General features: G+C 66.7%; 12 protein-coding genes. 6 read left to right on the forward strand and 6 right to left on the reverse strand.

What is annotated here, in order from left to right; all coding sequences use genetic code 11:
* Window positions 1-146: 146 nt before the first annotated feature.
* From aceE to lpdA, 3 genes are all read left to right on the forward strand, one after another.
* Complete coding sequence (gene aceE, locus AACH06_RS23000) at window positions 147-2852, forward strand: pyruvate dehydrogenase (acetyl-transferring), homodimeric type (protein WP_341428122.1); 2706 nt, start codon at window positions 147-149, stop codon at window positions 2850-2852.
* 19 nt (window positions 2853-2871) lie between these two features.
* Window positions 2872-4566 carry a dihydrolipoyllysine-residue acetyltransferase gene (aceF, locus tag AACH06_RS23005; protein WP_341428123.1) on the forward strand — a complete coding sequence of 565 codons (1695 nt, stop codon included), beginning with the start codon at window positions 2872-2874 and terminating at the stop codon, window positions 4564-4566.
* Between the two features lie 113 nt (window positions 4567-4679).
* Entirely contained in the window at window positions 4680-6479 is a 1800-nt protein-coding gene (lpdA, locus tag AACH06_RS23010) for a dihydrolipoyl dehydrogenase (RefSeq protein WP_341428124.1), read from the forward strand.
* 34 nt (window positions 6480-6513) lie between these two features.
* Here the strand turns inward: lpdA and AACH06_RS23015 are convergent, their stop codons facing one another.
* The 3 genes from AACH06_RS23015 to AACH06_RS23025 are packed head-to-tail and all read right to left on the reverse strand — an operon-like array spanning window position 6514 to window position 9925.
* Window positions 6514-7215, reverse strand: coding sequence for a hypothetical protein (locus AACH06_RS23015; protein WP_341428125.1), 702 nt, complete (start codon window positions 7213-7215; stop codon window positions 6514-6516).
* Between the two features lie 51 nt (window positions 7216-7266).
* Window positions 7267-8598: a L,D-transpeptidase family protein gene (locus tag AACH06_RS23020; protein WP_341428126.1), complete on the reverse strand. Its 1332-nt coding sequence runs from the start codon at window positions 8596-8598 to the stop codon at window positions 7267-7269.
* A 25-nt stretch (window positions 8599-8623) separates the two neighbouring features.
* Window positions 8624-9925 carry a nuclear transport factor 2 family protein gene (locus tag AACH06_RS23025; RefSeq protein WP_341428127.1) on the reverse strand — a complete coding sequence of 434 codons (1302 nt, stop codon included), beginning with the start codon at window positions 9923-9925 and terminating at the stop codon, window positions 8624-8626.
* A gap of 167 nt (window positions 9926-10092) precedes the next feature.
* Between AACH06_RS23025 and AACH06_RS23030 the strand changes: the two genes are divergently transcribed.
* A complete protein-coding gene (locus AACH06_RS23030; protein WP_341428128.1) occupies window positions 10093-11670 on the forward strand; it encodes a M28 family metallopeptidase in 1578 nt (525 codons plus the stop codon).
* Here the strand turns inward: AACH06_RS23030 and AACH06_RS23035 are convergent.
* Window positions 11651-13546 carry a TolC family outer membrane protein gene (locus AACH06_RS23035; RefSeq protein ID WP_341428129.1) on the reverse strand — a complete coding sequence of 632 codons (1896 nt, stop codon included), beginning with the start codon at window positions 13544-13546 and terminating at the stop codon, window positions 11651-11653. The genes AACH06_RS23030 and AACH06_RS23035 overlap by 20 nt on opposite strands.
* A 199-nt stretch (window positions 13547-13745) precedes the next feature.
* Between AACH06_RS23035 and AACH06_RS23040 the strand changes: the two genes are divergently transcribed.
* Entirely contained in the window at window positions 13746-14513 is a 768-nt protein-coding gene (locus tag AACH06_RS23040; RefSeq protein WP_341428130.1) for a transglutaminase-like cysteine peptidase, read from the forward strand.
* A gap of 44 nt (window positions 14514-14557) precedes the next feature.
* Window positions 14558-16462, forward strand: a complete 1905-nt coding sequence (locus AACH06_RS23045; RefSeq protein WP_341428131.1) for a bifunctional diguanylate cyclase/phosphodiesterase — start codon at window positions 14558-14560, stop codon at window positions 16460-16462.
* Window positions 16463-16634: 172 nt separating this feature from the next.
* On the opposite strand, the gene AACH06_RS23050 is transcribed toward AACH06_RS23045, so the two are convergent.
* Both AACH06_RS23050 and AACH06_RS23055 read right to left on the reverse strand, forming a co-directional pair.
* A complete protein-coding gene (locus AACH06_RS23050; RefSeq protein ID WP_341428132.1) occupies window positions 16635-17105 on the reverse strand; it encodes an RICIN domain-containing protein in 471 nt (156 codons plus the stop codon).
* A 393-nt stretch (window positions 17106-17498) separates the two neighbouring features.
* A complete protein-coding gene (locus tag AACH06_RS23055; protein ID WP_341428133.1) occupies window positions 17499-20192 on the reverse strand; it encodes a protein kinase domain-containing protein in 2694 nt (897 codons plus the stop codon).
* Between the last annotated feature and the right edge of the window lie 10 nt (window positions 20193-20202).

Genomic DNA, 20202 nt, shown 5'->3' on the forward strand with positions numbered 1-20202 from the left:
CCGGCCACGAGCCCCCGACGCCGGCTTGTGTTATTCCATGATATGAAATGGCTAGCCACGATTTGAAAATGCGTGCAGGCTGTGCGACACTCGGCGCCGACCCAGATGTCGGCCGCTTGCTGGCCATTCACGACGAGGAGACACCCATGTCCGCCCTGCCTGAACCTTTCCTGGGCGCTGCCGCCAACGATGCGGATGCGCAGGAAACCCGCGAATGGCTCGACGCCCTGTCGGCCGTGCTCGAATCGGAGGGGCGCGATCGCGGCCACTTCCTGCTGGAGCAACTTCTCGAGCATGCCCGCCAGCATGGTGTGGACATGCCGTTCTCGGCCACCACGGCCTATGTGAACACCATCGAGCCCGAAGATGAAGCCCACTACATGGGCAACATCGAGATCGAAGAGCGTCTGCGCGCCTACATGCGCTGGAACGCGATGGCGATGGTGGTCAAGGCCAACCGCCTTCATCCCGAAGACGGGGGCGATCTGGGTGGCCACATCTCCTCGTTTGCCTCGGTCGCCACGATGTTCGGCGCCGGCTTCAACCACTTCTGGCACGCCGACACGCCCGACCATGGCGGCGACTTGCTCTACATCCAGGGCCACTCGGCGCCCGGCATCTATGCCCGTGCCTTCATGGAAGGCCGCATCAACGAAGAGCAATTGCTGAACTTCCGCCAGGAAGTCGACGGCAAGGGCTTGTCGAGCTACCCGCACCCGAAGCTGATGCCCGAGTTCTGGCAGTTCCCGACCGTCTCGATGGGCCTGGGCCCCCTGATGGCGATCTACCAGGCGCGCTTCCTGAAATACCTGCACGCCCGCGGCATTGCCGACACCAGCAAGCGCAAGGTCTGGGTCTTCTGCGGCGACGGCGAGATGGACGAGCCGGAAAGCCTGGGCGCGATCGGTTTGGCTGCCCGCGAAAAACTGGACAACCTGATCTTTGTCGTCAACTGCAACCTGCAGCGCCTGGATGGCCCCGTGCGCGGCAACGGCAAGATCATTCAAGAGCTCGAAGGCGAGTTCCGCGGTGCCGGCTGGAACGTCATCAAGCTGATCTGGGGCTCGTACTGGGATCCGCTGCTGGCGCGCGACAAGGATGGCCTGCTCAAGAAGGTCATGATGGAGACGCTGGACGGCGACTACCAGGCCATGAAGGCCAACGACGGCGCCTTCGTCCGCAAGAACTTCTTCGGCCGCCACCCCAAGCTGCTCGAGATGGTCTCGAAGATGAGCGACGAGGACATCTGGCGTCTGAACCGTGGCGGTCACGACCCGCAGAAGGTCTATGCCGCCTATCACCGCGCCGTGAACACCAAGGGCCAGCCGACCGTTCTGCTGGTCAAGACGGTCAAGGGCTTCGGCATGGGCAAGGCCGGCGAGGGCAAGAACATCGCCCACCAGGCCAAGAAGCTGACGGACGAAGACATCAAGGCCTTCCGCGACCGTTTCAACATCCCCATCCCGGACAGCGAGCTGGCGAAGATCCCGTTCTACAAGCCGGCCGACGACACGCCGGAGATGCGCTACCTGCACGAGCGCCGCAAGGCCCTCGGCGGCTACCTGCCGCAGCGCCGCACCAAGGCCGAAGAATCGCTGCCGGTGCCTGAGCTCTCCGCCTTCCAGTCGGTGCTCGATCCGACGGCGGAAGGCCGCGAGATCTCGACCACGCAGGCCTATGTACGCTTCCTCACTGCGCTGCTGCGCGACAAGACGCTGGGCCCGCGCACCGTGCCCATCCTCGTCGACGAAGCGCGTACCTTCGGCATGGAAGGCCTGTTCCGCCAGATCGGCATCTACAACCCCGAAGGGCAGAAGTACACCCCGCAGGACCGCGACCAGGTTTCCTACTACAAGGAAGACGTGGCCGGCCAGATCCTGCAAGAGGGCATCAACGAAGCGGGCGGAATGGGCTCGTGGATCGCCGCGGCGACGTCGTACTCGACGAACAACCGCGTCATGATCCCGTTCTACGTCTACTACTCGATGTTCGGCTTCCAGCGCATCGGCGACATGGCCTGGGCAGCGGGCGACATGCAGGCGCGCGGCTTCCTGCTGGGCGGCACCTCGGGCCGCACCACGCTGAACGGCGAGGGCCTGCAGCACGAAGACGGCCACAGCCACATCCTGGCGGGCACGATCCCGAACTGCGTCAGCTACGACCCGACCTTCGCGCACGAGGTGGGCGTGATCATGCATCACGGCTTGAAGCGCATGGTCGAGAACCAGGAAAACGTCTTCTACTACATCACCCTGCTGAACGAGAACTACGCGATGCCCGGCCTCAAGCCCGGCACCGAAGAGCAGATCATCAAGGGCATGTACCTGCTGGAAGAGGGCGCGAAGAAGACGCCGCGCGTCAACCTGCTGGGCTCGGGCACCATCCTGCGCGAATCGATCGCTGCCAAGAAGCTGCTTGAAACCGAGTGGGGCGTGGCGGCCAACGTCTGGAGTTGCCCCAGCTTCAACGAGCTGGCCCGCGATGGCCAGGACTGCGAGCGTTGGAACCTGCTGCACCCGACCGAGACGCCCAAGGTGCCTTTCGTCGCGCAGCAGCTCGACAAGCAAGCCGGCCCGATCATCGCCTCGACCGACTACATGAAGAACTACGCCGAGCAGATCCGCGCGTTCATCCCGAAGGGCCGCACCTTCAAGGTGTTGGGCACCGATGGCTTCGGCCGGAGCGACTTCCGCTCCAAGCTGCGCGAGCACTTCGAGGTCAACCGCCATTACATTGTGGTTGCCGCCCTGAAGGCGCTGGCCGACGAGGGCTCCGTACCCGCGGCCAAGGTGGCGGAAGCCATCGCCAAGTACGGCATCAACGCGAACAAGATCAACCCGCTGTACGCCTGAACCGGGCTGGAGACAACGAATGGCATTGGTGGAAGTGAAAGTCCCCGACATCGGGGACTTCAAGGACGTGGCAGTCATCGAGCTGCTGGTCAAGCCCGGTGACACGATCAAGCCGGAACAAAGCCTGATCACGGTCGAGAGCGACAAGGCTTCGATGGAGATCCCGTCGACCCATGGCGGTGTCGTCAAGGAGCTGAAGGTCGGCCTGGGCGACAAGGTCAGCGAAGGGACGGTGCTGCTGGTGCTGGAAAGCGCCGCCGAAACCGCGCCCCCGCCGCCTGCCCCTGCGGCGGCGCCGGCAGCCGCCCCCGCGTCTGCAGCGGTGCCCGTGCCTGCACCCGCTCCCGCACCGGTGGCTGCCGTCCCGGCGGGCGGCGGCGTCATCCACGTGGTCGTGCCCGACATCGGCGATTTCAAGGATGTGGCCGTCATCGAGCTGCTGGTCAAGGTGGGTGACACCGTCAAGGCAGAGCAGAGCCTGATCACCGTCGAGAGCGACAAGGCGTCGATGGAGATTCCGTCGTCCCATGCCGGGGTGGTCAAGGAGATCAAGGTCGCGTTGGGCGACAAGGTCAGCCAGGGATCGCCACTCGTGGTGCTGGAAGGCGCTGGCGGCACCGCGTCGGCTCCGGCTGCCGCGGCGGCTGCCCCGGCCGTGGCCCAGACGGTGGTGGCCACCGGCAGCGCCCCCGGCACGCTGACCAGCGCGCCGGTCGAGCGCACGGCACCCACGGCGGCGCTGCCCGCCCACGAGCCCACGGCCGCACCCACCAACCTGCCTCACGCCTCCCCCTCGATTCGCCGCTTTGCTCGTGAGCTGGGCGTGCCGTTGGCCGAGGTGAAGGGCTCCGGCCCCAAGGGGCGCATCACCCAGGACGACGTGCAGAACTTCGTCAAGCAGGTGATGGCCGGTGACCAGCAAACCACCGCCCAAAAGGCCAAGGCGCCCGCTGCGGCGCCAGCGGCCGCCGGTGGCGCCTTCCCGGGCCTGTTGCCGTGGCCGCAGGTCGATTTCAGCAAGTTCGGCCCGATCGAGCGCAAGGAACTGAGCCGCATCAAGAAGATCAGCGGCGCCAACCTGCACCGCAACTGGGTGGTGATCCCGCACGTCACCAACCACGACGATGCCGACATCACCGAGCTCGAAGCTTTCCGCGTTCAGTTGAACAAAGAGAACGAAAAGAGCGGCATCAAGGTCACGATGCTGGCCTTCATGATCAAGGCCGCGGTCGCCGCGCTGAAGAAGTTCCCCGAGTTCAACGCCTCGCTCGACGGCGACACCCTGGTCCTGAAGAACTACTTCCACATCGGCTTCGCGGCCGACACGCCCAACGGCCTGGTGGTGCCAGTGATCAAGGACGCCGACAAGAAGGGCATCCTGCAGATCAGCCAGGAGATGAGCGAGCTGGCCAAGAAGGCGCGCGATGGCAAGCTGGGCCCGGCCGACATGACCGGCGGCTGCTTCTCCATCAGTTCGCTGGGCGGCATCGGTGGCCGCTACTTCACGCCGATCATCAATGCGCCTGAAGTCGCGATCATGGGGGTGTGCAAGAGCAGCACCGAGCCGCGTTGGGACGGCAAGCAGTTCGTGCCGCGCCTGATCCTGCCGTTGTCGCTGTCGTGGGATCACCGCGTCATCGATGGCGCCGCGGCGGCGCGCTTCAACGTCTACTTCGCTTCGCTGCTGGCCGACTTCCGCCGCATCGCGTTGTGATGGCCGACGGTGGTGCCTGTGGGGCGCCACCGTCCGCCGCCAGGGCACTCGATCGATCTGCCGGTTCGACGGCGATCGAGCCCGCCCCGATCCACCAAGATTGAGAGACAAGAATGGCAACGATCGAAGTGAAAGTGCCGGACATCGGCGACTTCAAGGATGTCGGCGTGATCGAGCTGCTGGTCAAGGCGGGCGACACTGTGAAGGTCGACCAGAGCCTGATGACCGTCGAGAGCGACAAGGCCTCGATGGAGATCCCGTCCACCCACGCCGGTACCGTCAAGGAACTGAAGATCAAGCTGGGTGACAAGGTCAGCCAGGGCAGCACCATCCTGCTGCTGGAGGCGTCGGAGGCCGCGGCGTCCAGCCCCAGCCCGGCGCCTGCCGCGGCACCGTCCGCTGGGGTGCCCCCGGTGGCGGCGCCGGCCGTGGCACCCGCCGCGAGCGCGCCGGCGGCCGCATCGTATGCAGGGGGCGCCGACATCGAGTGCGACATGCTCGTGCTGGGTGCCGGGCCGGGCGGCTATTCGGCCGCGTTCCGCGCCGCCGACCTGGGCATGAAGACAGTCATCGTCGAGCGCTACGCGACGCTCGGTGGCGTGTGCCTGAATGTCGGATGCATCCCCTCGAAGGCCTTGCTGCACGTGGCCGCGGTGATGGACGAGGTCAGCCACATGGCCGATCTGGGCATCGAGTTCGGCTCGCCCAAGGTCGACATTGACAAGCTGCGCGCCCACAAGGCCAAGGTGGTCGGCAAGCTGACGGGTGGCCTGCAGGCCATGGCCAAGATGCGCAAGGTGACGGTGGTGCGCGGCTACGGCGCGTTCATCGATCCGCACCACGTGAAGGTCGAAGAGACGACCGGCGAAGGGCAGGACAAGACCGGCGCCACCAAGACCATCCGGTTCAAGAATTGCATCATCGCTGCGGGTTCGCAGGCGGTTCGTCTGCCTTTCTTGCCAGACGACCCCCGCATCGTGGATTCCACCGGTGCGCTGCAGCTGAGCGGGCAACCGAAGAAGATGCTCATCGTGGGCGGCGGCATCATCGGGCTCGAAATGGGCACGGTGTACTCGACGCTCGGTGCGCGCCTGGACGTGGTCGAGATGCTCGACGGCCTGATGCAGGGGGCAGACCGCGATCTGGTCAAGGTGTGGCAGAAGATGAATGCCCACCGCTTCGACAAGATCATGTTGAAGACGAAGACAGTAGGCGCGGTGGCGACGCCGGAGGGCATCAAGGTTCAGTTCGAGGACAGCGCGGGCCAGAAGAGCGAATCGACCTACGACCTCGTGCTGCAGGCGGTCGGCCGCACGCCCAACGGCAAGAAGATCAGTGCCGACAAGGCCGGCGTGATCGTGGGCGATCGCGGCTTCATCCCGGTGGATGTGCAGATGCGGACGAACGTGCCGCATATCTTCGCGATTGGCGACATCGTCGGCCAGCCGATGTTGGCCCACAAAGCGGTGCACGAGGCGCATGTGGCCGCCGAGGTGGCTGCTGGCGACGCCAAGGCGCAGTTTGACGCGCGTGTCATCCCCAGCGTCGCCTACACCGATCCTGAGGTCGCCTGGGTTGGCCTCACCGAAGACCAGGCCAAGGCGCAGGGCGTGAAGGTCAAGAAGGGGCTGTTCCCGTGGACGGCTTCGGGCCGCGCCATCGCCAATGGCCGCGACGAGGGCTTCACCAAGCTGCTCTTCGATGAAGAAACCCACCGCATCGTGGGCGGCGGCATCGTGGGCACCCATGCGGGCGACATGATCGGCGAGATCGCGCTGGCCATCGAAATGGGCGCCGACGCCGTCGACATCGGCAAGACCATCCACCCCCATCCGACACTCGGCGAATCGATCGGGATGGCGGCCGAGGTGGCCCACGGCAGCTGCACCGATCTGCCACCGCAGAAAAAGTAGCGCATGACGCCGGGGCAAGCGCCCCGGCCCCGTCTCAGGGAATCGTCGTCGTGTCTTCGTAGCTGCCGAAGCAGCAGATGCGGCCGTACTCGCTGAACGAGTACATGGCGATCGCACCGGGCTCTCTGGCCAGGGAAGAGGGCAGCGGATGCGGCGCACGCCGGCGCTCCAGGTGGCTCTTGATCAGGTAGTCCACTTGTCTCACCGGCATGGGTGCGTCAATTCCCGCCTGGGACCAGATCCGGTGGAAGTGCAGGCGCGCCCCGTCGAGTGAAAAGTCGACCACGAACACCAGTCGGCCTGTCCAGCTTCGGCAGAAGTAGATCCGCTGCCCGTAGAGGTAGATGTCCCACTTGTCCTCCATCACCTCGGCTTTGCGCAGCGGTCCATCCGCAACGCCGCCCGGGCAGGGATAAGACAGGTCGCACGGGTGTTCTACGGCGCCTTCCGGCAGGGTGCCCGCGATCGATTCGTTCCGCGCTGTGCGCGAGGTGGCGAAGTGGGCGGCGATCTGTGGGTCGCCCGTGGTGGACGTCATCGACGTGGCGAAGGCTTCGCACTCGTAGCCTTCGAGGCCGAACCGATTGGCCGGGTCTTCCTGGCGCACCAGCACAACCGATGACCACGGCGGCGAAGGTTCCTCGGTGCTTGAGACCTTCACCGGAACATCGGTCTGGACGGGCGCTTGAGAAGGACCTGCCGACCGGCGCAACTTGGATAGCAGTCTCCGCAGCATGTTCGATCGCGAACGAAGGTGAGCCGACGAGGCGCGGTGATGGCGTGTGCGTCAGTGCACCTGGCCTTCGGCCACGATCCGCCAGTCGTTGCCCTCGCGGCCCCAGTACTGGCGCATCAGGTGTTCGGTGCGTTCGCCGTTGTCCAGGGCCTGCTCGCGGAAGGTGACGACCATCAGTTCGCGGTCGTCTCGGAATGAGATCAAGCTGGTTTCGTCGATGGCCGTCGGTGCGGGGGCGCTGGCGGTACGTTGGCGCGAGCGGGTCAGGTTGAGCTGGGCGTCGGCGCTGGAGGTGCCCGGGTAGAACGATGCGAGCTGGTCGGCGTTGGCCGCGAGGCGGGCGGTGCGCCAGCGCTCGAAGGTGGGCATGAACCGGGTCGATTCGAGCGCCTGCCGGTTGGCGCCGGGCTGGCGCCATTCGATGTGACGGGCGATGAGCACCGGAGTGTCGCGCTGTGGCAGACGGGCGGCCAGGCCCATCAGGTCATCGTTGGCCAGCACGACACAGCCATCGCTGTCCAGCGGCGGCCGCGAATAGGTGCTGGAGGGCACGCCATGCAGCAGGATGCCCTTGCCGGTGCGCCCGCGGGTGCGGTCATAGGCATTGGGGTAGTTCAGCGGCAGCGCGCCCACGCCAAAGCGGTCTTCGAGCGCTTTGCGGTCGATCTGGCCGGTGATGAAGTACAGGCCCAGCGGGGTTTTCTGGTCACCTTCAATCAGCTTGTCCACGCCTTGCTTGCCGACCGACACGTAGAAGTCGTCGATCAGCGTCAGGCCATGGGCGCCGTTCTCGAACAGGTACAGGCGACTGCGCGACGCGTCCACGGCAATCGCATACGGCTGGCTGGGCGGCAGCAGCACGAACTCGGCCGGTATCGCACCGGTCGGGGGGCGCTCGCGCAGCGCGGCCAGCCGTTGCAGCGCTTCGTCGCGCAGCGGGGCGAGGTCGCCTCGGTCGGGGGCGCCGCCGCCCCAGGTCGTCAGTGGCGCGGCACGTGCGGCGAGAAGATCGGCCTGCAGAAGCTGTGCGAGACGGAAGTGCGGGTACTTCTGCAGCAAGGCGGTGCTGCCCTCCAGCGCATCGGCCAGTCGACCCTCACCCACCAGGCGGTAAAGCGCCATCAGGCGAGACTCGGGGCTGCCCTGCAGGGCAGCCTCAGGCAAACCAACGCGAGGCTCCGTGGGCAGGTCGTCGGCCAGTCGCATCACCCGCGAAGCGGCCGATGGTGCAAGCGGCGCCGCCGTGGCGTGCGCTTCGCGCGACCACCAGCCGAGCACCCGGGAGTCGTGGACTGACAGCATGCACAGGCTGAGCAGGCCGAGCGCCCCCAGCACAACGGCGCCACGCCGTTTGCGGGGGGATGTCGGGGTCTGCATCTTCATCGTCACGAGCCGAACCACGGGGCGCTCAACCGCCCACGGCCTCTTTCTTGATCACCCAGCGGCCGTTCAAGCGCACGAGTGACAGTGTCTTGCGGCTGGTGGCCGAGAGCGCATCTGAACTGTAGACCTGCTTGAACTTCGCGGTGGCCTGGTCGCCGTCCACCGTGACCCGCAGGTCGACCAGCTCGACCTTGATCTGCTTGCGGGTGGCGATGCGGTCGCGGCGGTCTTGCTCCCACGCCTTGCGCGAGCTGGACTGGCCACTGAACTCGGGCGTGTAGGCGCCGAGGTACTCGGTCATGTTGCGTTTGCTCCAGGCCGAAGCCCAGGCGCGCACGGCGGCTTCGACCTCGGCCGAGTTGCCCACTGGAGAGGCAGGCGCGGGCGAGGCCGCTGAAGCGGGCGTCGGCGTGGGGGCAGTTGCCACTGCGCTTGCCACGGCGGCCGCAGGCTTGGGGGCTGCGGCCGATGGGGGAGCGGCCGGTGGCAGCGGCTTGCTGGCTGCCGGGGCAGGGGCCGCAGCCGTGGGCGGGGCAGGTGGGTTGGCCGCCGGCGAGGGGGCCGGGGGCGGCGCCGCCGGCTTGGGCGACGTGGTCGGCGACGGGTTGGGCGACGTGGTCGGCGGCGCTGGCGAGACAGCCGGTGCTGGTGCGGCCGCAGCGACCGTGGTGGGCGCCGGCGAGCGGCCCACGGGCTTGGCTGCGGCCACGGCGGCTGCAGGTGCGGGCGGTGGCGCGGTGTTGGCGCCGGAGGTCAGCTCGCGCAGCAGGGCGAGCTTTGGCGGCACCGTGGCGTCACCCTTGTCGAGTTGCAAGGCCTTGGTGTAGGCCTGGCTTGCGAGCTGCGCGTACACATCACCCAGGTTCTGGTACGCGGTGGCGTAAGCCGGGTTGGTGCGGATCGCGCGCTCCAGCGCCTGCCGGGCCTTTTCGTAGTCACCCTGGGCGCCGTAGATGACCGCGATGTTGTTGTACGGGGCCGGCATGTCGGGGTGGTCGTCCACCAGCTTCTGGAAGACTGCCAGTGCCTCCGGCTTGCGGTCGAGCATGGACAGCGCGACGCCGCGCCGGAAGCGCATCTGCGGGTCTTTAGGATTCTTGACGAGGGCCTCATCGATCAGCTTGAGGGCCTGGCTATGCTGGCCTTCCTTGATCAGGCGCTGTATCTCTGCGGTTTCAGCCGATGCGGGGGCTGCTGCGGGCGCCGAGCTGGCGGCGGTGTCCACCGGTTGGGCGGCCAGGGGGCCGGCGCCTGCCAACCCCACCAGGACGGCGGCGGCAGCGAAGCCGAGTGGTGAACGGGGCAGCGTGGCAGTGCGCAGGCGCATGGATGGCTTGGTCTCTCAGGCTCGTTGTGGCTCTACGGGGCTCACGGGCCCTCTGGCCGAGGAGCGGTGAGCCCCGGTATTGGCTGGGGCGAGTCTATCGAAAAACGCCTGTTCGTCTGCCCCGGTGTGGCGCCGCCGACAACGCAATCCACTCAGAGGAGACAGACATGACGTACCCACGCAACCTGCTGGCCCTGGCGGCCCTGGGCCTGACCTTGGTCACACCCTTGGCGCGCGCGCAAACGCAGGCGGACGGTCCCAGCCACAAGGAGTGCGAGTCCCGCGCGAACGACACCGTGGACAAGCTGCTGGAATGCATTCGACAGGACCGGCTGTGGAAGCGGCTCGGCGAATTCCAGACAATTGCCGATGAAAACCCCGATTCCAAAGGCCATGGCAATCGGGATACGGGCACGGCCGGCTACAAGGCCTCGGTCGACCACGTGGCCAAGTTGATGCGCAAGGCGGGCTACAAGGTCAAGATCCAGACCTATCCCTACAGCATCGAGGTGCTCGACGGCGTGCCGCGCTTGGCGACCGGCGGCGCTGCCCTGTCGCTTGGCCGCGATTGGTTCGTGGCGCGGCTCTCGCCGGGGGGGCAATTCTCGGCGGCCATCCAGCCGGTGGAGGGGGATGGCACAGGCTGCCAGGCCCTCGATTGGCACGGGTTCACCCCGGGACGCGTGGCTCTGCTGCGCCACGGTACCTGTCCCTACGACCGATCGGTTGAACTGGCGGCCCAAGCCGGCGCCCGTGCGGTGGTCCTCTACAACGTGGTGGACGCCGATGCTGCCGAGTCGCCCGAGGCGGCGGGCCCGGGCTTTGGTGGCGCCTTCGAGGCCCGCCTGTCGCAGGTGCCGCGCATCCCTGTGATCGGAGCGGTGTCACACCGGGTGGGCGCCCAGTGGCTGGCGCAGCATCGCGCTGGCCAGACGGCCGAGGTGAGTGTCGACATCCGCACCCGCCGTCAGGCAGGGGATGACTACAACCTGATCGCCGAGTCGCCCTACGGAGACGCCAACTCGACCGTGGTGGTCGACGCGCACCTCGACTCCATCTTCGGCGCCGGCATTCTCGACAACGCCTCGGGCTCGACGACCATCCTGGAGATTGCGCTCAAGCTCGCCAAGACGCCCACGCGCAACCGCCTGCGCTACATCTGGTTCGGGGGCGAAGAGCTGGGCCTGCTGGGCTCGAAGTACTACACCAAGCACTTGACCGACGCGCAGCGCCAACGCATTGCTTTCGACGTCGATGCGGACGTGACCGCCACGCCCAACTACGACTACCTGATCGCCGATCCGGCCGAAGCGCCCAATGTCGACCAGTTTCCGCCGAACGTCGTGCCCGAGTCGAAGGTCGGCAACCAGCTCTTCGAGGATTACTTCAAGTCTGTCAACGTGCCGGCCCAGTCGGCCTGGTTCGGCAACCAGGGCACCGATTCCAACGCCTTCAGCCTGATCGGCATCCCGAACACCGGCATCCTGACCCAGCAGAACTGCTGCAAGAAGTCGTGGGAAGTGGCGATCTGGGGCGGCACCATCGGCAACTACGAGGGCAAGATCCCCGGCACCGACGGCGGCTGCGTCGACACGCCGCGCCGCTGGTGCGACAACCTGTCGAACAACGACCCGGTGGTGCTGGAGCGTGCCTCCAAGGCGACGGCCTATGTGGTGTTCAACCTGGCCAACCACGACTTCAGTGCGGCGCATCGCCGCGAACGGGTCAGCGGTTTGACTCGCTGACGATCCGCCACTGGCCGGCTTGCAGTTCCCAGACCAGGGTCTTGCGCATGGTGTCGCGGTGGGTGGGTGAGCGATACACCTGCTCGAAGGTGGCCTCCACCCGTGTCGGCGACACCGCGCGAGCGCTGAGCTGGTTCAGTTGCACGCTGATGTCGCCGGGCCGTGACAGCGCGCGCTCGCGGCCGGCGCGCCATTGGGCGCGGCGGTCGCCGCCATGCGTCGCGGCCCCTGTGGCGAAGCTGTCGGCATAGAAGCTCAGATAGCGCGTCACGTCTTTGGCCACCCAGGCGGCCGCCCAGTCGCGCACGCGCTGCTCGACGGCAGACGTGGGCGATGGGGCCGATACCAACGGGGCCGCCGCAGGCGCAACCGGCATGCTCGCTGCCGGGGCCGCTGCTGAAGCCGGGGCAGGGGCGGGCGACATCGATTGGGGCCCGGACGCGCCCACCATCGAGCGCGCCTTGGCGTCCAGATCGGCCCGCGTCATGCTGGCCAGCTCGGTGGGTTCCAGGGGGCATCGGGTGGCGGCATCGTCGCCGGCCGCCCATTGCGCACCGTCCGGCGCCACCGAGTCGGTGTCCGGCCGGGCCAGGCCCAACGCCGCCACCAGGGTGCCCATGGCTGCGTGGGTGCGCACGATGGCAATGTCCCGGTCGGCCACCGCCATCGCGTACGAGCGCTTGGCGGTGTAAAGCTCGTTCTCTGCATTCAGCAGATCGAGCAGACTGCGTTGGCCGATGTCGAACTGCTGCCGGTAGGCGTCGCGCGCCTTCTCGATCGCGATGGTGTTGCGGTCCAGATAGCCCAACTGCTCATCGAGCCGGCGCACGTCGTTGTAGGCGATCGCCGCCGTCTGGCGCACGTCGCGGCAGGCCTTGTCACGCAAGTCTGCCGCCTGGTTGAGCAGGTGCGTCTGCTGGCGTACTCGGGCGTCGTCGGCACCGCCGTTGAACAGGTTCCAGGTCAGTGCGATGGTGGCCGAGGTGTCGCGCTTCTGGTTTTCAACCCCATCGAAGTTGCGGCCCTCACCACTGCGCAGGCGCGCTTCGACCCGGGGCTGGAAGGGGCTGCGTCGCGCTTCACCCTGGGCGCGCACGGCACGCAGGTTCTCGACTGCACCAGCGATCACTGGGCTGCGGCGGGCGGTCGTCTCCAGCGCGGCTACGCCCGTGGTGGGCAGCGCCTGGGCGAAGGTCTGGCCAGGCGTGGCCGCGTCCGCCGGCAACTCGCCGACGATGCGCCGGTACCGCTCGGTCACGTCGTGCAGGTTCGCCTTCTCGGTGACCAGATTCGATTCGGCCAAGGCCAGGCGGGCTCCTGATTGCTCCAGATCCACCCCGCGCGCCACGCCCGCGCGGACCCGGCTCTGGATCTGGTCGAAGGCGTACTTGTGCTGCACATAGTTGTCTTCAGCCAGCGTGACCAGCCGGCGATAGCGCAGCACGTCGTGGTGAGCGCGGGCCGCCTCCAGGGCTGCCTGTTCGGTGGCATCGAGGAACTCGAAGTACCGGGCCATGCGGGTGTGCGACACCCGGCTCACCTCGCTGCGCGTGGCAAATCCGTCCCACAGCACCTGGGTGATGTTCAGCGCCACGCCGGTGCGGTTCAGGCTTTGGTTGGCAGGGTCTCGGCCGGTGATGCGGTCTTCCGTGCGGCCCGCCTCGGCTGTCAGATCCACCCGCGGCAGGTAGCCCGCCTGAGCCGCGTCCACCTCTTCCGCCGACGCGCGCAAGGCATTGAACTTCGCCGCCACTTCGGGGTTGCTCCGGATCGCTTTATCCGCCGCCGCCGATACCGTCGCAGGCGAGCCTTGCGCGAACGCGGCGCCGCAGGCGAGGGTGATCAAGCTGAGGGCGACCAGGGGTTTGTTCTGCATGCTTGCCGTCTCCTTGAGGCTGCCGAACGTCAAACTGTTGGAATGTAGGTGGGCAGGTCTGGGGTTTCTGCGCTCTACCGAGCTTGGCCGGAAAGTATCCCGAGGAGCCGTCAGGAATCCCAGCCCCTGTGGCCGCCCTGCGACAGCGCAGCTGCCGCGGGCGTGATCCGGTGAGAACGTTGCTCAAGTCAGCACGAGGATGGCCGACAACCTTGCGATGCCCGCTGTCTTTCACGTCGCCGCCGTCGCCGGGCGCCATGCCGCGCCCTCGTGGCCCGGGGTGCTGTGGGGCAGGGTCTGGCGGGCGGGCTGGCGCTGGGTGTTGGTGCTGGCCGCCGTCATGTCGCTCGGGGCCCAGGCGTGGGATCCGGAGCGCATCGTGCAGGCCGCCGCGCGCCGCGGCGAGCAGGCCGTGGCCGGGGCCCAGGCCTTGCGCCAGGCGATGTCGGCCGTGCAATCGCAAGACGAAATGAGCCAGACCGTCGCCGTCAATGACTTCTTCAACCGTCGCCTCCAATACCGCGACGACATCGACATCTGGGGCCAGGTCGACTACTGGGCCAGCCCCCTTGAAGCGCTGCAGAAGGGGATGGCCGATTGCGAGGACTACGCGATCGCCAAGTACTTCACCCTCACGGCGCTGGGGATGCCGCACCGCAAGCTGCGGCTGGTCTACGTGCGCGCCACCTTGGCCGCCGGGGGCGCCGCGGCGGGCGTGGTGCAGCCGCACATGGTGCTGGCCTACTACCCCACGCCCGAGGCCGATCCCTACGTGATGGACAACCTGGTCGGCGAGCTGCGCCCGGCGAGCCGCCGGCCGGATCTGTCACCCGTGTTCAGCTTCAACGCCGAAGGCCTGTGGGAAGGCGCCGGCCCGGTGCCGGTGGCCGGTGCGGGGCCTGCCGAGCGGCTCTCGCGCTGGCGCGACGCCCTGGTCAAGGCGCGACAGGACGGCTTTTTCCAGTAATTCCATATGCATGAACGAGGTATAAGCATGCCCCAGGAGGGACCATGTCACTGATCCGCCAGGTTTGGTTGCTGCTTGCGCTGACGCTGGTGTTGGCGTTTGCCGCGGCATTCGGCATCACCATCCATTCGGCACGCCAATACCTCGAGACGCAGCTCGCGCTCAAGAACAACGACACGGCGCAGTTTCTGGCTCTGACGCTGTCGCAGCAGAAGGGCGATCCGACGGCGATGGAGCTGGTCATCGCCAGCCAGTTCGACACGGGCTACTACGAGCTCGTCCGCCTGAGCGGCATTGACGGCAAGGTGCTGCAAGAGCGCCGCGCCGATCCCAAGGCGAGCAACGCGCCGGGCTGGTTCGTGCATCTGCTGGGCATCGCCCCGACGCCAGGCTCTGCCCAGGTGAGCGATGGCTGGAAGCAGATCGGCCGCCTGGAGGTGCGCAGCCATTCGAGCTTCGCCCACGACCAGCTCTGGAAAAACACCCTGCGCACCGCCGGGCTGCTGGCCATGCTGGCCGTGGCGCTGGGCACGCTGGCCGGCTTCGCCGTGCGACGCATTCGCCTGCCGCTGCAGGCCACGGTGCAGCAGGCGGTGGCGCTCACTGAACGCCGCTTCATCACCATCAGCGAGCCGGTGGTGCCCGAGTTGCGCGAAGTGACCCGGGCGATGAACACCATGGTGGCCCGGCTCAAGGGCATGTTCGATGAGCAGGCGGCCCAGGTCGAGCAACTGCGCCGCCAGGCCAATTGCGACGCCTTGACCGGCTTGTCCAACCGCGCCCACTTCATGGGCCGGCTGAAGGTGATGCTCGGCAGCGAAGACGGCAGTGCCGGCGGTGCCATCGTGCTGGTGCGCCTGGCCGATCTGCAAGGCCTGAACCGCAAGCTGGGCCACGCGACCACCGACCGCCTGCTGCAGGAATCGGCGGCGGCCATCGTCGAATCGGCCCGCCGTGCGGGATCGTACGAAGTGGGACGCCTGAACGGCTCTGACTTCGCCATGGTGCTGCCCGATGTCGGCTCGCTGCGCGAGCCGGCGGTGGACGTGGCCGCACGCCTGCGCAACCTCCTGCGCTCTCACGACCCGACCGCCAACGCGGTGGTGGGGGCGGTGCGCTGGTGGCACGGCGCGCCGATGTCGTCGTTGCTGGCGGCGGCCGACCAGGCGCTGGCCCGGGCCGAGACGCGCGGCGCCTACGCCGTCGAGCTCGACGACACCGGCGATGGCTTGGTGCTGGGCGAAGACGCCTGGCGAGCCCGGCTCGAAGGGGCGGTGACCGAGCAGCGTGCGCAGCTGGTGGAGTTCCCGCTGGTGGACATGCACGGTGCCGTGGTGCACCGCGAGTGCCCGCTGCGCCTGCAGCTCGAAGACGACGGCGAAATGGTGCCGGCCGCCCAGTGGCTGCCCATGGCTCGCCGCACCCAACTCACCTCGCGCATCGACCTGTTGGCCTCCAAGCTGGCCCTGGCCGCGATCGCCAAGGACGGCATGGCCCGCGCGGTCAACATCAGCCCTGGCTCTTTGACGGACAGCAGCTTCGTGCCCAACTTGCGCGCCTTGCTGTCGGCGTTCACCGCCGAAGCGCCCGGCCTGTGGCTGGAAGTGGCGGAAGACGGCGCCTTGCGCAACATCGAGCTCGTCCGGGAGATGGTCACCCAGATGCACGGTTGTGGCGCGCGCGTCGGCCTTGAACACGCAGGCGAGCGCCTCACCGAGGCCTCTGGCCTGCTCGAAGTGGGGCTGGATTTCGTCAAGCTCGACGCCAGCTTCGTCGAAGGCCTGTCGGGCGACCATGCCCGCCGCGAGCACGTGGCAGGCGCTGTCCGCATGCTGCACGGCATCGGGCTGAAGGTCTATGCCGAAGGCGTCACCTCGTCCGATGACGCCACCGCCTTGGCCACCTGCGGCCTCGACGGCTTGACGGGGCCGGTGGTGCCGGCATCTTGAACTGAGCCGGTGGCCAGAAGCGTTGGGCCCGTGCTGACACGGGCTCGGGGCGGCTGTCCACCGGGTTCTGGCCGCTGAAAGGCTGCAGGCAGATGGCTCAGTGCGTCACGCACCGAGCCTGGCGACCCCTTGAGCGCAGAGACCTGGCCTTGATGGACCAGGCCGCTGGCGATCAGCTGCCGATAGGGAAGAGGTCCTCATGGAACCCCTGTTGTGGCCAGTTGCTGGAAGAGGCGCAGTCGTATTGCTGAAGTACCGTGCCGTTGTTGCGGTTCCAGGCATCCAGGCATTTGCCGCTGAGGCTGTTGATCCAGCGCGTCTTCGTCCCGAAAGGCGCCTTGGCCGTTTGAATCCAGTGCTGGCTGCGATTGTTCATGTCGCATGTGCGCTGCACGATTCGTGCGCCATTGGCCAGCGAGTCGTCTTCAACGGCCGCGCAGGTGTAGTTCATGGCGTTTTGAAATAGGTAGGTGTTGTTCCCGACGGCCAGGAAATTCCATTGCTGGTGGATGGCCGAATTGCCTCCGCAAGAGCCCAATTGCATCGTCACGAAATTGCTGAGGTCGCCCGGGGCGAACTGCAGGCACTTTCCGTACGACGAATTGACGATGAATCCTTGGCCGTGATAGGCCGCAACGGCCATTGACGGTGCCGTCACCACCGACGTGGCAATGGCGGCAAAGGCGGCGCATCGAACAAGAAGACTCTTCATGATTTCTCCTGACAGGTTTCATGGGCAGTTGGATGGACACCCACGTGGGTGTTTCTCCCGGCGAGTGGTGCTGGGCTTTCGGCCAAGACGCTGAATCGGTTCTCCCCGGTTGAAAACCATGGGTTCTTTCTCCGGGGGGCGCTTGGCGTTGGGTCAGCGCGATGAATGCTGTCAGTCCAGGAAAGCTCAGTCCACGTCCAGCGGAAACGGATCAGGAACGAATCGGAAACGGATGTGCAGGGCAGGTCCCGGATGACCGTGTCGGCACATTCTCAGCGTCGACAAACGTTCACCATCGCCCCCCGCCGCCCCCTGCGGAGGGAGCTATTTCAGATGCTTTCTCGCCTTGGCAGCTTCGAGGTACAAGCGGTCGGGTTTCTCGACGCCGCCGTCTCGGCCCAGGGCCTCCAGGGCTGAATCCAGCAGCGCCTTGGCCTCCATACCCTTTCCCCGTTGGGCCAGCGAAATCCCCTTCAGGGCATTGATGGCGTCGGGCCACTGGCCGGTCGCACGACCGGATTCGAGGATTGACGGATCCAACTCGTCAATCAGCGTCTGCGCGCTGGCGATATGGCCGAGCTCCAGTTCAATGAGTGCCAGCACAAAGGCCGCATCATGGGTTTGAGGCGATCTCGGACCGGCCATTTCCCGGAGCCTCTCATATCCCGTTCTCGCTTTCTGCAGCGCGGTTTCGGCTTGACCCGCCTCGTCCAATGTCCGCGCCCAGTTCACCAGACTGACGTAGGTCAGCGCGTGCCCGTCTCCCAGTTTCGACCGAACCCTCTCATGCACTTGCTGCGCATATTGGGTCGCACGAGGCCAATCTCCGCGGCGAAAGGCGACGCCCAGCAATTCGCCCAGCAACTGCAGGTGCCTGGAGTGGTTGTCTCCCAGCTGCGCGACGATGACCGGCTGAGCCTGCAGCAGCAGCCGTTCGGCCTCGTCGTGGTCGTTTCCGACGGCGCGTACCTGAGCCAATCGGGCAAGGGCCATCAGAAGTTCGTTGTTCCCGGAGCGAGCCTGAGCCTCTTCGAGCAGCCGCTTTCCTTCAGCCCGTGCTTGCTCCCGTTGGCCCGCCAGCGACAGCGTCGTGATGAGGTCCAGGCGCAAGGTGTCGCGTGAGGCCATCTGGTCGAGGTCGCCGGGGTCGATGCCCTCAATGGCCAGTCGCAGTGCCGCCGCCGCATCGCCAAACTGGCCTTTGGCGATGTACCAGGTGCTGCGGGCGGCGGCCAGCCGCTGTAGTGCCGCGGGCGTGCTCGACCTCGCAGTCGATTGTTCGAGCAGGCGAAGTTGGTGCTCCGCGTCGTCAAGCCGTCCCAACCGCGAGAGCGCGCGGACCAGGACGCTTTGAGCCTGCAGCGTGGCCTCTGAGGTGGCTCCGTCGTCACGTTGCGCCTGTTCCAGCGCCTGGCGCGCTTGCTCTTCGGCATCCCGAAACAGGTCGATGGCGCTGAACATCTGCGCCAGGCTTCCGTGGATGGCCGCCTGGGTGCCGGGCTGATCCGCAAAGCGGGCCGGCACGCGATCGCGGGCGACCGTCAGCACCTCGCGCAGCGTGGTGTCAGGCCCCTTGGCGGAGACGAGCGGATTGGATCGACCGATCAAGTCTTCGTTCAAGAACCGGGACAAGGCGTTGGCGCGTCGCAGCTCGTCTTGGGCCCGGAGCTTGGAGGCCTCGGCTTGCCGCCACAGCCAAGCGTAGACCAAGAGCCCGACCACCAGAACGGCAAACAACGCGAAGACGATGGGTCGGCGGGCCCGAGCTCGCGACAGCGATTCCCGAAGCTGCTGGGCGGTTTCATCGGCGCGCCGCCTTTCGGCCAGTTCGGCGCGGCGTTGGTCCAGTCGATGCAGACGGCGGGACAACTCACTCGCATGGGCCAGGCGCTGGTCCGGGTTGGCCTCGGTGGCCGATTGCAGGTCTTCGCGCAGCAGTTCGTCGTCGATCTCTTTGGCCCAGCCGGGCGCCATCGGCTGCCCGATGCGGCCGGTGAGCAACTGATAGAGCAGGATGCCCAGTGCGTAGACGTCGCTCTTGACGGTGGGCGATTGGCCCGCGAAGAGCTCTGGCGCGAGGTACAGCGGTGTCCCCGAGCTGTTGTCGGGGCTGACCGCGTCTTCCACGGTCATGCCCAGGCGGGTGATGCCGAATTGCGCCAATCGCTCCGGCTCCAGCAGGCGGCCGCTGCCGAAGTCGCTGAGGCGGACGTGCGCCTGTGTCGCGTCCCCGCTCACGAGTATGTTGCCGGGCTTCAGATCCTTGTGGAGCACCCCGACGGAGTGGGCGGCAGCGACGACGTCGACGATCTGCAGAAACAGCGCCACCCGCTGCGTGGCCTCCATCGTCTGCAGGTGCCGGCCCGCCCATTGCGCCAGGTTGAGCCCGCCGTACCGGCATTCCAGGAAGTACGGTGGCCATTCGAAGTTCCAATCGAGGACCTCGACCACATGGCTGGTATCGGCCAGGCCCTCTTGCAGGACGCGCAGCAGTGTCACTTCACGCTTCAGTGAGCGCAGATGGTCGGCGTCGAGCGCAAACTTGTAGACGCGCAACTCGCGCGTTTTCGCATGCTCGGCCAGCCAGACCTCATGGGCCTGCGTTCTACCCAGTTGCTGGTGGAGGACGAAGTTGGTTCTTCCTGGTACCGGATGACCCGCCTTCAGGTCCAGTCGGCTCAGTGGCTGCCGACCTACCGCTGTGCGTGTGACGGCGCCATCCAGCCGGTACCCGATGCGCGCCTGCGTGGCGATGAGGTTGCTGTTCGATTCGCCAAGAGCACGTCGCAGTTTGTTGATGGCGTTGGACAGCACCTTGTCTACCGTGACTCGGCCTGACCACACCTCGCGCAGCAATTCCTCCTTGGTGACCACCTCTCCCGCGTGTCGCAGGAGGTAATGAAGTACTTCGAGTGCACGAGGCTCGACGTCGATGGGCAAGCAGCCGACTCGAAGCTCCATTCGGGATTCGTCGAACTCGGCGGTACCGAAGCGGTAGCTGTAGGCGGGGCTTTCCATGGAGGGCTGA

The sequence above is a fragment of the Ideonella lacteola genome, from assembly GCF_038066555.1.
GTDB lineage: Bacteria > Pseudomonadota > Gammaproteobacteria > Burkholderiales > Burkholderiaceae_C > Ideonella > Ideonella lacteola.